General features: G+C 38.7%; 12 protein-coding genes and 2 tRNA genes. 4 read left to right on the top strand and 10 right to left on the bottom strand.

The genetic code is table 11. The annotated features are described in order from the left end of the window. Positions 1–146 precede the first annotated feature (146 nt). The 8 genes from tig to radC all read right to left on the bottom strand — a co-directional run bounded on the left by tig (position 147) and on the right by radC (position 9,676). Positions 147–1,433 (bottom strand): trigger factor, encoded by a 1,287-nt coding sequence (gene tig / locus M1E09_RS05465; RefSeq protein WP_456273844.1) that lies wholly within the window; start codon positions 1,431–1,433, stop codon positions 147–149. Positions 1,434–1,615: 182 nt separating this feature from the next. Further along, the gene (locus tag M1E09_RS05460) at positions 1,616–2,623 is read right to left on the bottom strand and encodes a tetratricopeptide repeat protein (RefSeq protein ID WP_456273843.1); all 1,008 of its coding nucleotides are present in this window, start codon (positions 2,621–2,623) and stop codon (positions 1,616–1,618) included. Between the two features lie 229 nt (positions 2,624–2,852). After that, a tRNA-Arg gene (locus M1E09_RS05455) sits at positions 2,853–2,929 on the bottom strand. A gap of 324 nt (positions 2,930–3,253) precedes the next feature. After that, on the bottom strand, positions 3,254–6,841 hold the full coding sequence (locus M1E09_RS05450) for a DEAD/DEAH box helicase (RefSeq protein ID WP_456273842.1): 3,588 nt from the start codon (positions 6,839–6,841) through the stop codon (positions 3,254–3,256). A gap of 4 nt (positions 6,842–6,845) precedes the next feature. Beyond that, positions 6,846–7,727, bottom strand: coding sequence for a hypothetical protein (locus M1E09_RS05445; RefSeq protein WP_456273841.1), 882 nt, complete (start codon positions 7,725–7,727; stop codon positions 6,846–6,848). Positions 7,728–8,042: 315 nt separating this feature from the next. Then, positions 8,043–8,210, bottom strand: a complete 168-nt coding sequence (locus M1E09_RS05440; RefSeq protein WP_456273840.1) for a hypothetical protein — start codon at positions 8,208–8,210, stop codon at positions 8,043–8,045. Positions 8,211–8,248: 38 nt separating this feature from the next. Beyond that, positions 8,249–8,863, bottom strand: a complete 615-nt coding sequence (locus M1E09_RS05435; RefSeq protein WP_456273839.1) for a recombinase family protein — start codon at positions 8,861–8,863, stop codon at positions 8,249–8,251. Between the two features lie 204 nt (positions 8,864–9,067). Then, positions 9,068–9,676: a RadC family protein gene (gene radC, locus M1E09_RS05430; RefSeq protein WP_456273838.1), complete on the bottom strand. Its 609-nt coding sequence runs from the start codon at positions 9,674–9,676 to the stop codon at positions 9,068–9,070. Positions 9,677–10,142: 466 nt separating this feature from the next. Between radC and M1E09_RS05425 the strand changes: the two genes are divergently transcribed. The 4 genes from M1E09_RS05425 to M1E09_RS05410 all read left to right on the top strand — a co-directional run bounded on the left by M1E09_RS05425 (position 10,143) and on the right by M1E09_RS05410 (position 13,090). Next, on the top strand, positions 10,143–10,430 hold the full coding sequence (locus tag M1E09_RS05425; protein ID WP_456273837.1) for a helix-turn-helix domain-containing protein: 288 nt from the start codon (positions 10,143–10,145) through the stop codon (positions 10,428–10,430). Positions 10,431–10,464: 34 nt separating this feature from the next. Beyond that, complete coding sequence (locus M1E09_RS05420; protein WP_456273836.1) at positions 10,465–10,683, top strand: hypothetical protein; 219 nt, start codon at positions 10,465–10,467, stop codon at positions 10,681–10,683. A 681-nt stretch (positions 10,684–11,364) separates the two neighbouring features. Further along, the gene (locus M1E09_RS05415) at positions 11,365–12,396 is read left to right on the top strand and encodes a hypothetical protein (RefSeq protein WP_456273835.1); all 1,032 of its coding nucleotides are present in this window, start codon (positions 11,365–11,367) and stop codon (positions 12,394–12,396) included. Between the two features lie 49 nt (positions 12,397–12,445). Then, positions 12,446–13,090, top strand: coding sequence for a hypothetical protein (locus tag M1E09_RS05410; RefSeq protein WP_456273834.1), 645 nt, complete (start codon positions 12,446–12,448; stop codon positions 13,088–13,090). Between the two features lie 112 nt (positions 13,091–13,202). Here the strand turns inward: M1E09_RS05410 and M1E09_RS05405 are convergent, their stop codons facing one another. Continuing rightward, entirely contained in the window at positions 13,203–14,222 is a 1,020-nt protein-coding gene (locus M1E09_RS05405) for a tyrosine-type recombinase/integrase (RefSeq protein ID WP_456273833.1), read from the bottom strand. 129 nt (positions 14,223–14,351) lie between these two features. Continuing rightward, positions 14,352–14,428 (bottom strand) — tRNA-Arg (locus M1E09_RS05400). Positions 14,429–14,550 lie beyond the last annotated feature (122 nt).

Here is a 14,550-nt window from a genome sequence, read left to right as displayed (position 1 = left end):
TTTCTAATTATGTAAAGAGATTGTAATAAGATTTATGTTTCTTTCCCTTGAGGGTTATGCAGCACAAGGCACAAGAAGAGCGGAAAAATCCTTTGTTTTATAAAACAAGGCACGATTTCACTCGCGCCTTGTTTCTATAGTTATTATTATGCAACAGTCTTGCTGTTATCCACAAGAATTTCTACTGCTTTACGGATTTTAAGATCTGTTTTCAGGTTATCAAGACCGCCAAGAGCCTGCTTGATGTTTTCTGCAGCCATATTGTACTGCTCAGCAAGCTTAGCAACTTCCTCTTCAGCTTCTTCGTCAGAAACTTCAAGGTTTTCTGCTTCAGCAATTGCCTCAAGAGTTAAGTTAGTGCGTACACGCTTCGCTGCATCTTCTTTCATTTGACCGCGAAGATCCTCTTCTTTTTGACCAGAGAATTGGAAGTAAAGCTCAAGGTTCATACCTTGCATTTGAAGGCGCTGTTCAAACTCCTGCATCATGCGGTCAACTTCAGTGTCAACCATTGCATCAGGAATTTCCATCTCAGCATTTTCTGAAGCTTTTTCCACTAGTGTGTCACGAACTGTTTGTTCAGCTTCATTTTTCTTTGATTCTTCAAGGCGCTTTTGGATTTTCTCTCTTAATTGATCAAGAGATTCAACTTCCTCATCTGCATCTTTCGCAAATTCATCATCAAGTTCAGGAAGTTCCTTAGCTTTGATTTCGTGAACTTTTGTTTTGAATACTGCAGGCTTGCCAGCAAGCTCAGCTGCATGGTATTCCTCAGGGAATGTTACTTCAACATCCTTCTCTGTTCCAGCTTCAACGCCAACTAATTGCTCTTCAAAACCAGGAATGAAAGAACCTGTACCTAATTCAAGAGAATAGTTCTCCGCTTTACCGCCTTCAAAAGCTTCACCATCAACGAATCCTTCGAAATCGATTACGACAGTATCGCCATTTTCAGCTGTTCCTTCTTCTTTAACAGCAAGTTCAGCTTGCTTTTCTTGAAGAGATTTCAATTCGTTCTCTACATCTTCAGAAGTAACTTCTGTATCCATTTTCTCTACTTCAAGTCCTTTGTAGTCACCAAGTTTTACTTCTGGCTTTACAGTGACAGTCGCAGTGAAAATAAGTTTTTGGCCCTTTTCCATTTGGTCGATGTCAATGTCAGGACGATCAACAGGCTGAATTCCTGTTTCTTCTACAGCTTTAGCATAAGCTTCCGGCAGGATAACATCCAAAGCATCTTGGTAAAGAGATTCAACACCAAAACGTTTTTCGAACATTCCGCGAGGCATTTTCCCTTTACGGAATCCAGGTACGTTAACTTGCTTTACTACTTTTTTGAATGCAGCGTCTAGACCAGTGTTCACTGTATCTGCATCGACTTCAATTGTAAGAACTCCTTGGTTCCCTTCTTTTTTTTCCCATTTAGCAGACATACTTTTCCCTCCAACAATCTATAAATGATTATAGTTAGTACAAAATAAATATTTAGATAGGTTTGCCTATGTAACAGAACACTATCTCTCGAATATGAAAAATCTTCACATTGCAACCATTATATTATAACATATGAAATCCTTCTTTCAACTCCAAGCCTTAAATTCTGGTTACTCCTGCTTTAAATCACAGGAGATGTCACAGTCTCCAGTTCAGAAATAAATGAGAGGATAGATTCCAGTTCTTCACAATTTTGTTCCTTTCTCTCCTCCAGGCCTATTGAGGATAAGCCTTCTCCATAAAGATTAAGCCCGTATTCCAGATAAGCCAATGCCACAAGCTCATAAGACCAATCCATTCGGGATGGATAAAGCAAAAAGCTGTGCCTGCTGAAAGAGTCTGTCACTTGCTGCTGAAGAGAAGGATTTCTCTGTGCCATCAGGTCTTCAATTTGCTGGAGTACTCCCAGGTAAAAGTCAGTTTGAAAAACGTCTTCCAATTCGCCCGGGATACAGGAAGTCTTTTTTCCAAACTTATTTACCTCTACCTCTTCATTGAATCCATGTTCCCTCATTACATTGACAATCATGGTCTGGATAAACGGGTGAGTCTCTTCTGATTCCAATGCATTTAGAAGTTCCGGAATGTAAGGCCGGATATTTCGATTCACCAGCTCAGCCAAAATGAATGTTTGCTCCTGCAAATCCTTTTCTTCCAGAATTTTCGTGGATTCAACGGGTTGGACAGGCTCGAGCGAAGAGGGAGGCTCTTTTCCCTGCAGGACCTTGGTACTGAAAGAAAGCAATTTACTGAAATGCTCTTCTTTATCAACAGGCACTTCCTTTTCATCAAATAATGCACTAATGGTTCCCACCACTTCTTTATGTTCATTCAGCTGTATCAAAATCATCAAATACAATTCGACAATTTTAAAATAATCCCCCTGCCCCTCATGCAGCAGTTCCTTGCAAAGGTCTTTCGCCTTCTGATAACGTTTGCTCTCATAAAGGGAGACGACAAGCGCTGCACCGATTTCACCGTCTGCCGGGTCCATCTCGTATGCCTGCTCAATCAGATTGACAGCCTCCTCCAGATTGCTGTTCTGGAGGGCATCGATCCCTTTTTCAAAAAGCCTCTCCTTTAACTGGGGGAAGTAAACAATTTTATTACCTTTTCTTCCTTTATTCATCAGCGTAACCGCCCTACTCAATTTTATGGTTTCAGTTTAGCAAAACTATTCCAATTAGACAAAAGAATGGGGTTGACTTTCATGGAAAACACCTAGAAGGTACCCTGCATATTTAAGATAACAATCAATGTGCCTGGGTGGTAAAACACAAAAAAGAAGCCCTCTAAATCATCAAGTGATTCAGAAGGCTTCTGTGAATCGGCCTTAAAGCCGGTTTATGTAATATAAGTGGCGTCCCAGGAGAGATTCGAACTCCCGACCGACGGCTTAGAAGGCCGTTGCTCTATCCTGCTGAGCTACTGGGACTTGCTGCGTTTTTCATTCCTTTAGTATAACGGTCACTTTTCGAACTTTGACCGATTGACTTTCATCCTATTATAATTGAGCACGCATATTAATTCAATATTATCAGTTTAGTACTAAAACAGGATTTTAGCCGTTCGCTTCTCTCAATTCCGCCACGATTAGTAGTAAAAAGCTATGAATGCGGTGAAAGCATGGGGGTTAAAGGGGGCTGTTTAGCTAGGTAGTTACACAGTAATCGCCCACTTCGCATCCAACCACCACATTCACAGTAATTTGGCTATTAAAATTCAATGTGAATTGTGTACATAAACAACTTATCCAGAATTAAATATATGGTGAAATAACTATGACAGCTTCCCTGGTATCCAATACAAAATCATATTTCTTAATATAATTTTCGCTCCATCCTTCAGGAATTAATGATGTTGCTAATTCATAGCCAGCTGGGTCAATCCAAATTATATTCATTTTAGAAAGAACAGGTAGTACTCTCCACTTTTTTACCTTCGTTCCTTTAAAGTCCGCAGATAAAGCAGCATTTATTTTAGTTTCTAAACCTAAATGATTCTTCTTTTTATTATGAGAATGGACTTCTCCCCATGCCCTAATTTTGGAGGCATTTAAAATATCATCATTAGACTCGAAGTCTGAATTATTTTCATAATATTCACTCGCTCTTTCTTCAGCATCTGAACGTGTGGAGTCTATTCCATGAGCTAATAAATATGCTGCTACTGGGTCCAATGTTCCCCAGACTATTAATTCTTTTAACCAAAATACAATCCAAGGTAGCCCTGTCTCAGGCCATTCCTCAATTTTAGTTTCTTTTAGCTCACTTCCATGGGCATCATCTAGTGATAAAGAAATAACACTTCCTAGTCCCCAATTAAATATATATTCAAAATTTCTTTTTATATATTTTATCCATTTTGACTTCTGCTTACTATTAGGCTTTTTACTTGCTGTACTGGGACTCAACCACCAATGAAGGATATCAGTAGACTTCACTTTTCCGACGCCATCTTGAATTTTGAACTTATTTAGACTCGTAATAACCTCTATCGCTTTAGAAATATAGGAAATTTTCTCCTCTTTAGTCCATTTAGCATAATCAGCACCCACCTTTAAGTGCTCATTAATTTCCATATATTCTTGTATCAATTGATTAGCATTCACAGGAGATAAACTAGTACGGTAAAAACGTCTTCTTAAATCTTTATCTGGATAGATATTTTCAAAGATTGTTCCGCCCCTAATAGAGAAAACTTCTTTCATTACACCAATATCTGAATTAGTGTAATAAGCATACGTTTTCTCCCATAAACTCTTGAGGTGTTCCTCAATTTTCAACCTATTAACAATATCGCCTTCTTCAAACTCCATTTGTTCGAATTCTACAATTGAAGGAAGTAAAATGCTGTCTAAGGAATCTAATGACATAACCACTTCTTCCTTTTCTATATCAGAAGAATCCATATTCAAAGGACTTACTTCTTCTATCCATTTGTAAAACTCTTCTACTGAATTTGAACCAGTTAATTCCGCCCACTTTTTCACAAGATATCTGATTAATTCAGCAAGCGGACTCTCACTTTCTTCAGCGTTAGATATTTCATTTTGTTTTGTTATTTCATTTATAATACCGTTATAATTATTACGGGCATTTTCCGCACTGTAATCTCCACCTAACTTCTCCAGCATGACTAAACTTTTTCCTTCCGTACCTACTCCAGGCCTCCCAGCTCTTCCTATAAGATTTTTAAATTCAGATAACCCTATTGGTTTTCCACTTCTTATAATAGTAGGTATAATTACAGTTTCAAAAGGCAAATTAACCCCTTCAGATAATGTAGATGTTGCTAATGCTAGCTTTACTATACGTTCATTTATAACTTCGATTAGAAGCCTAGACATTAAACCAGGCATGCTGCCATGATGGACTACAATACCTCTCTTTAAAAGCTTATACTCAAACGAGTCAACTCCAAAATAATCTTCACAAGACCTGAGACATCTTTCCCACAAAATAGCTTTTTTCTGTTCTTGTGGCGGGGTGAAAAATTGGGGTAATTCAACATCGTTCATTATATTTTCAAAAAAGTCCACAAAGTCTTCAGCATACCCACTTATGTGCTGGGTAATTGAAATTAATACAGTATGTTGGAGACCTTGTTTATCAGGTTTCACCATTTGAATGGCCGCCCAGAACAAGTATGGACGCTGTCGTTTACCGACTGTCTGATTAGCATACTTCTTTTTTAAATCACTAAAATTCTTTGGAAAAGCATCAAACGGGTTTTTAATATATGGAACATCATTTTTGCCGCCGTCTTCAGCGAATTTTAGGTGGCAACCGTTAAGAATGTCGTATCTAAATTCAAAATTACCTGTGGGTTGCCATTCTAGACGACCGATTAATTGCCTGGTACTTTTATACTGCGTAACTTCTGGTTGTGTTTCTAATTCTCCTGAAATCCAGTTAGATAATGCCTGAATTCCTCCATCAGCCACCGCTGACAATGCAATAACCTTTTTGTTTTCCATATTGTAAATTAATCGATTAGCAAGCATTTCTAAGCGTAACCCTCGGTTGTCAGAAGTAATTAATGTATCGTAGTTTCCATCAAACTGCACAGAATGAGCCTCGTCTATCACAACTAATTCGACTCTACTTAAAAATAAAGGACCAAGAAACCGTAATAACGCTTCTCCCTTTTCATATGTACATATAAGAACAGTTGGTTTATCAGATGTAATCCAGGCGTCTGTTGGTCCCCAATCTATACCACCATACAAGCCACTAACAATAATTGAGCTATCGCTTAGGTTTTGCAGTACTTTAGACAATTTGTTTTCTACCTCTGTGGCAAGTGCCCTTGATGGTACTAGATACATCACAATAGGAGCAGCATTAGACCTAATATTTATTGCACTTGAAAATTCATCCTTTTTCTCTTCAGAAATGAACAAACTTTTTATAATTGCTAATTCGGCGATAGTTGTTTTACCTGAACCTGTTGGCGTACATAACGCAAAAGATTCATCTTGCTTTAAACGTTCTATACCTTTTATTTGTGAATTCCATGCTAATGTTTTTCCTTCAAGATAGTTATTTCGCAAATATCTTTGAAAAGCTCTCTGACCAGATATTGGAATACCAAGAGAAAGTTCTCCAACATGGCGCCTTAAAGATGTTTCACTAAACTCTAAAATAACCTCACTGCATAACTTAGCTAGTAACCATGAGTATGGGTCTTTTCCATCAATAATCACATCTGTAATCGCTAAAAATTTCTTTTTGGCTTTTTCAACACGGTCTTCTTCTCCCCACCGCATGTAGGATGCAATAATTCCTAGAGTTTTTACCGTTTCATTAATTATCCAGTGTTGAATTGAGAGAGAATAGTCGTCTTCTTGGTTTATTGCTTCTTTTTCAGATTCCCAATATTTTACTATCAATTCAATCAACCCTTGGAAATCAGCCTTTAGCAAAGCTTCAAGTAAAAGCGATTCATTTTGCTCAACCGCACGGGTTTTCAATAATCCCATAGCAAGAGCTGGGAATCCCGCTAATTGATAAGCTGATGCTGCCAGTAACTTTAGTGGCAACTGATTTGTATTTAATTCAGGATGGGATAACCACTCTAGTATTTCTCCAGCCCTTTTTAAAAGGTCTCTCCACTCTTCGCCATTAAAGTCTTTTTCAAATAATCCTGCATCAACTAATGTAACAGCATCATTTAAGCGATGAGAAAATTCTTCTTCATTTTCCCAACCCTTCAAACCTGGTTGCTTCATATTAAGCCTAGTAAATTGACTATACAGTTTCGCAACTGAAGGGGGCAAAATACTCTTGTGAATTTGTTGTTTAAGTTCCTTATATAAGTCCCTTACTTCATCATGCTCTGCCATTAAATTAATCTACCTTCCTATATACTTCTCTAATTAAATCCTCCACATCATTTAAATGAACTTCCACGGCTTCTAACTTCCGTTTTCCTTCATATGATGGGTGAGGCATATTTGACGGAATCCAGCTCTTCCTTGTTTTAGACCTTACTGGGGACTTTCCACATACATAACTAACTAAGTCATATCTTTCATTTTGCGTCCCTTTAATATATAGTTCACGAAGTGATTTAACCCATTTCCGTGACTCACTGTCCTCGTAATCTTTTAATGTATCAATCAATCTTCTCACTTCCACAGGAATAAGATTCATACTACTAATTTTAATATGTGCATCCGAAATCATACTCGCTTTATGATTTGCTGTACATTTAGCTTCACAAAAAAGGACTTTACTTATCTTATGTGATTTATCCATTACAAATGCTAAACAGTCGTCTCCTGTTCTTCCAGGAATGGTATTAAGTTTTTCTCCAGTAAGCCTATACATTTCCAATTGGTCAAATGCAATTTCATGGTATCTAAATGAAAAGACAGGTACTCTCCAGTCTTCTCCAAAAGGGGAAAAATTCTCTGCAATTAATCCAGCAAACACTTCGCCAAAATAACCTTTAAGGGTTGTCAAATCAAAAAGTTCAGGATAGCCTTGAGCAGGGTCAAAGCTTTCTTCATTTTCAAGTGGATGCAAAGATGTGTCTACTACTTTTCTAAGGCGCAATCTAGCGTCATCATGAGCTTCCGAAACAATATCTCTTAGTTCTTCGATTATATCCACTCTTTTATCTTTATTTTCTTTTAAAAGGCGATGCCTGTATTTTTTATCTTTTGATTCGTTCACGTTATTTTGCAACCACATTGATAATTGCTTTGACTTAATATTTTTCAGCATTTACGATACCTCAAATCTATTCAGAAGATTTTCGTCCTTATATACCATTGTAAATTAATTCATATAATTGTTAAATAGTAGGTTAGGATTGACGGAGCGAAAACACTATCAATAAAGAAAATCTCATTAAGCTATTGATATTTATTTAAAAGATAACCCCTCCCTCCCAGAGGCGTCGACGTAAGCTCTTTGTAAATAAGGTCCTATTCAAATAAAAGAAGCCCTCTACCCCTTGATACCAATGCTTTGAAGGTTAGAGGGCTTCTTTTTGTGTTAAAGCTGGTGTTAAACAAAGAAATATGCGAAATGCTTTAACTACAGTTCTCTGCTCATACTAATCGTTCTGTATAATGCTGTGACAGTCCTGTCCTGGCTCTCCCAGGCTGCATTTCGTAAAGCAGGGACCTTGTAATACATCTCCATTTCTTCCATTAGTTTAGCTAGACTCAAGCTTCTGAAAGGCTCTCCTTCTATATCATGCATAATCTCTTCATAAGCTTAATGTATTTGGCTTAAAGTCCTCACGCTCCCTCCTCCTCTGCTTCAAACTGCTTCACCAGCTTATAAAATGTTGTGCGCTTCATTCCTGCCTCCTCAATGGCAGCTGTGGCAGTTATTTCCCCTGCTTTCCATTTGCCGTATGCTTGGTAAAATTCTTCTGTTGGTTCCGCTTTTGGCCTGCCGAATTGAACACCCTTCTTTAAAGCAACATCTATTCCTTCCCGCTGCCTTTTACGGATGCGTTCCCTTTCTTCCTGGGCCATCCATGACAATATTTGTAGCACAAGGTCAGATATGAAGCTCCCCATGTTGTCTTTATATTTCGTCGTATCAAGTAACGGCATATCCAGCACGACAATATCGGCTTTTATGCTCTTGGTGATTTCCTGCCATTCATGCAGAATGTCATCTTTGTTCCTGCCGAAACGGTCAAGAGAATGTATATATAAAACATCTCCTTCACGTAATGACCTTTTCATAAGTTGGTAGTCGTTACGCTCAAAATCCTTCCCTGATTGCTTATCAATGAATATATCCCTTTCCTCAATGCCTTGCTCCTTCATGGATTCAATTTGTCTACCTTCATTCTGGTCTTTACTGCTTACACGTACATAGCCAAATTTCTTTATTTGCATTCTATTTCTCTCCCCTTCATTTGATTTATTAATAAGTGTTCGTAAACACCCATACAACTTAATGAATGGACGTAAAGTGTTTTTGAACATTAACGAACAAGAAAAATACTGTATAAAGGTGCTTAATGGACTGTTCTAAAAAGTACACTTAAATGAACAATACAAAAGGGGAACAACCCATTCAGGTAGTCCCCTAACCACTGCTTATAGATAGCCTTTTTCTTTTAAGCTAATGTATTTTTCGGCACCAATGATAACGTGGTCCAATACCTCTATTCCGACCACTTTCCCCACTTCTACCAGCCGCTTAGTGACCTCAATATCTTCACGTGATGGTTCTGGCTGCCCCGATGGGTGGTTATGAGCTACAATAGCACTGGCGCAACATCTCTTTATCAATGGAAGGAAAGTTTCTCTTGGGTGAACGATACTAGCATTTAACGAACCAGTGAACACCGTTTGTCTGAACATTACTTCGTTTTTCGTGTTCAGTCCTAAGCATACAAATTCTTCACGATGCAGGTATTGCATGTCTTTCAGGTAAGTAAATGCATCTTCTGGACTTCTAATTGCAAATCTTTCTTCTGCTGTACTAGGATTTAGTCTAGCTAACTTTAGTGCTGCAATAATTTGTTGTGCTTTCACTTTTCCGACACCTTTGATTGCCAGTAGTTCTTCCTCTGTAATTTCCAATAGCTCTTGAATAGAAGGGAAGCGGGTAAAAATTTCACTAACAATATAGCTGTCATCCTTTTCACGTATAGTAGTGGCTAATAGCATTTTAAAAGTAAATTTATCGAATTGAGTTGTCATTATAATTCCTCCTGATAATTGAAATAAAAAAAGGAGAGACGAAGGTACGCCTCTCCAATTGATTGATATTAGTTTTTCTGTATACTATAGATAATTGATATTTTCTTTTGATGAGTCCGTTCCAGCGGCTCATCTTTTTTTATGCACACAAATAGACCTTGAACGCTATGCACTCAAGGTTAGACTCTGAACATCCACTTTTCATCCTGTCTTTCGTTTCTCCTAATCACCCCTCTCTTATTCATTGAGCTTCTTATAATTCCTGTTTGCATCACCTCCTTTCAATTCCGTTAATTTTTTTTCTGGAAAGTTGAAGAAATCTATTGACTTTCAATTCTTAAATGGTTTCGATGTAATTATGTTCAAGGTATATGTCGAGGTTTTTCCTCGGTTCCTCTCTAGCCGTCTCTCGCGGGGCGGCTTCCCTACCCCAAAATTACAAACAACATATAAAGGATGATGATATATGATTACACCAGAAGAACGCGAAAGCCTTATGCGAGCAATGGAAATTAAACATGTTTTAGTGGATTGCGACGGCTTACCATTACACCGTTGCTTAAAAATAAAGCGAGTCCACGACAACTTCACACAAATAGAGCTGGCTGCCATTCTCGGTATGGGTGCATCGACTCTATCAGAGGTTGAAAAAGGCAAGCGGAGAGTCCCTTACAAGTACCGTCAAAAGGTAGAGAGCTACCTGTATCATGAGATGTACCATGATAAACAGTATGTCGGAGAAATAGAGCAATAATGGCTAACTGCCCATATAGAAAGGATGAAAGACAATGACTGACCATAAGCAGATAATTGAGCGCTTAAAACAACAAAACATGAATCCAGACCTGCCACAAAGCCAACGTGAAGCCAACGAACACCGAATAACCTGGCTTGAAATTCTCCATAAGGAAAAGCATTCAAAGACAAAAACCGTCTATTATGACGCCGTACAACAACGTCTGGCACATGGATATTCCGTAAGGCCTGCGTCCTTGCTGAATGGTTAACGGTTTTCCCTTCTAATTGAGGAGTGGAGAGGCTGGGTTTGGGCTAAGCCCAAGGTCTTAAATGGGCAAGGAATGTTCACAGCCGCCTCCTCTACCCTTTCACTGCTAAACTAGAAAACCGATAAACAGTCCCATTAGCTTCTAATTGAGTATGTGTTATCGGCACTCTTATGACAGCAGTGAAAGTGGCATTAGTCAACGGGCTTGAAGTTTAGCGTTAGCTAAAGTTTTGTGAAGCGAAGCGGAACAACCCGTTTACTAAGGACATAGGGTGTGCTTCTCTTATTGCTTTTTTGTCCTTCTGCGTGTGCACTTCACCAATGGTATTCATCCCATAAAGGGGCAGGAACCACTCCCCTTCCAGCCGTAGGCTCATTGTCCTCTCTGAGGGAACGGGTGGGCATGGTAAGTCAACCGAACCACTCATAGAGATATTACTTGCCACACAAATTGATGGTACTTTTTGGCTCTATAGGTGAAATTTTTTCTAAAATAGTTTGATATCCTCATCCAGCTGTTTTTAATTAGGTAATGGGTACCAGAACTCTCCATTCCCTGTTGTGCAGAGGATAACAAAAGAGCTTTGAAAATAAATTGTGGTCTCTTTAGTGACTCTTATTATATATTGCTTTTTTACCTTATAGGAGTCACCCAAAAGACCAATTTAAGGAGAAACCTAAAATGGATAAAGTAACACTGAATTATGAGCAACTGCTTGCATTCGCTAAATGGAGCCACAACTATGCAAAAAAACTTAAACCAGAGAGAAAAAAAGAACTTCTGGAAGGTTTAGGAATGCTGGATGTAATGGTGTTTGGTATAGGAAAAAAAGCTACATTCACATTCACCATACCTTCATGGTTCTGGAGAATGGCCCTTATACCATCGATGGAATACAGAGAATGGGGCGTTGACTACATTAACTCTCTGCTTGAAGACAAAGATATTCTCAATACTGATTATGGAGTCCTGGTGCTTTTCTCTACTGAAATTTATGAGGCATTAGCTAAAAAGCACAAAGTGGATACAGAGACAGTAAAGACTACATGTACACGGATAAGAGCATATCTCCTAAAGCGGGACTACATTCGTTACGGCGGTCCACAGGATTTGAAGAGCCACCGTGTAAAAAGGAAAACTGAATGGGGTTGGCAGATGGGACCAAATGCCATCATATATGACACCAAGGCTCGTAAGATATGGAAAGACTTTTTTCGCATGCAGAATAATTTGTACCGCAAGTACAACCCAAAAGCTGAAAAAGCACCTGCATATGTATATGCACATGAAGCCAGAATGCTATACCAGAGGAATATGTCCCTTGCCCTACAGGTGGATTACTATCGAGTAGCAAAGCGGACAATCACTAACGACAATCTTCTCGCTGACATCAACTATGCAAGACAGACTTTTTTAGAGACTTTGGATATGAATCATGTGCGTAAAGAGATTGACAGCCGCCAAGATGAATACATTGCCGAAAAGGAACGCAGAGATGCAGCCCATAAACGCATTCTGGAGGAGATGAGAAAGCAGATGCCCTCTAGAGAAGAGCGCAAGGCGGTACGAGAGAAATTAAAGAAGATAGCCAGTAGCACTTCTTTCCAACAAAGAAACATGACACAGGCAGAGAGAGAAGAGCTAGAACGTCTTATGGAGAAAGTGCTGGATATAACCATAGAAGAAGTACGAGCTCTAGACGGAGAAGTTTAAGGAGTCCCTCAATTAAAAGGATTATAAGCTAAGAGGAGAGTGTCAAAATATGATTAATCTAACAAAGGGACTGCCTATTTCCTCACACGAAATCGAAAAAGTACTAGAGGTAGAGTCTCCATCTTTTATCAATAACAGAGACAATAAAGTAGAATTCGCCTATGGGTTTCCAAATATGATGTACACATTATGGGGATATATTTGTACTTACAGAGGCTTTCCGACCCAGAGTGCCTTTGTAGCATTCTACAAGCTTGTTCATGAGAGAGCATTAAAAGGGTATGATGAGGCAGCCGTTACTGCCCGCTTGCTCCGCTCCTATCCTTCTCTATCAAGAGAAATTCACTTTTTCCAGTTAGTAAAGGAATCAGATGTATTTAACAGTGTGTCCTACTGTTCCTATGATGATATAGAAAGCGGAATTGATTTTAAGGTAATGCTGGGCGGGAATGAATATAACATATTATGCTATGTAGATACTCAACGCTCATTATGGTTTCGCAAAAGGAAAGACTTTCGACATAAGAATTCCATCATGAATGCAATTGAGATGCCGCTAGACCTTTCAAAAGGTAAAGAGATTGGTAACTGGATTGTATACGACCAGGTACAGGTTGACCTTCTCCTAAACAAAGTAATCAATTATGCATGGGTTCAATATGAGCAGCATCCTTTAGAACTACTGTCCAGCTAATATCAAAAAGCTGCCGCCGTAAATAAAAAAAGCCACCTGACAATTTTTCACCGTCCAGATGGCTTTTCTTTTTTGTTTATGATGCTTCTATAGTACCGCCTTTAAATTGTACTTATTCATTGCTCCCCAGGTATGCGCGTAGGTTATTTGCCACCTCATCGACATCTAAGTGCAGATACTTAGTTGTGACAGATACGTCACTGTGTCCAAGCGCCTTTGATATGACCACTACATTTGCGCCTTTATCAAGCAATGATTTTGCAAACCCTCTTCTTAAAGCGTGGGGATTGATGTTTTTCAAACCATACATTTTGGAATACTTATTTAATCGCTTCTGGATATTATTGTGTGTCGGTGAAGTTGCTATTACATCCCCATATTTCGTGATAAATACCAAGCTGTTACTCTTCCCGTATTCCCTTCTAATTATCGCATTTTGTTTTAAAAGGACACTAAGCAGTTGTTTCAGTAAGTCATCAAAAGGCAGTTTTATTTGTTGATGATTCTTCATGATGCTGCCATCAAGATTTAGTACATTGTTATCAAAGTCGATATGACGTTCTTCAAGTTGTGTTAAGGTATTTATCCTAACGCCTGTCTTGTACATCACCAGGACCGCTACAGCGTCCCTTAGCTGGATGAAACTACTTAGGTCTAGTAAAGATAGCAAAACCTTAACATCGTGCTCTGTGGCCCCTTCTTTAACCTTTTGGTCAACTTTTATATTAATCGTCTTCCAAAACTTTATCTGAATCCAACCGTTATCAAAGCAACGAGAAAGGAATGCTTTAAGACACTTTAACCTTGTTAATTTGGTCTGATTACTAACATTCATGCTATCCAACCATTTATAAATAGTGTCGGCGGTGATATCCCCTACATATCGAAGATTGGTTATGCTTTGGAAATGCTTAACATGAAGCACATAATCGCTTATAGTACGGCTTCTATTGCCACTTACCTTCATTTGCCTTGTAATCATGTCCAGGGCGTCAGAAATCAACTTAGAATCTTCTGGTGCCTTATGCTGTTTTGTTTTCTGTTTTGAAGCAGCTGGGTCCGATACACTCATATCATTCAATAGCCCTCTAACATCAATTCCAACATCAAACAATCCTGTTCTTTTAGTCAAAATAAAAAACCTCCTATACCTAAATGATATAAGCCAATAAACGGTGTAATTTCTTACGTGACCGTTATACTGACCGTTTCACTAAACGGTTTAGAAGGTTGAAATATCGCAGTTAATATGTAATATAAGTGGCGTCCCAGGAGAGATTCGAACTCCCGACCGACGGCTTAGAAGGCCGTTGCTCTATCCGGCTGAGCTACTGGGACGTGTTAGCGACAATATTTATTATATTTGCATAGCAATAAAAAGTCAACCATTTTTTGATTTTTTTCAAAAACTTTTTTACAGGCTTTCGAAAAAAGAAAGGCGGTGAATCGCCGCCTTCCCA

The sequence above is a fragment of the Bacillus sp. AK031 genome, assembly GCF_053903065.1.
Note: the sequence above shows the minus strand (reverse complement) of the source record. Positions and strands in the feature narration are given on the sequence as shown.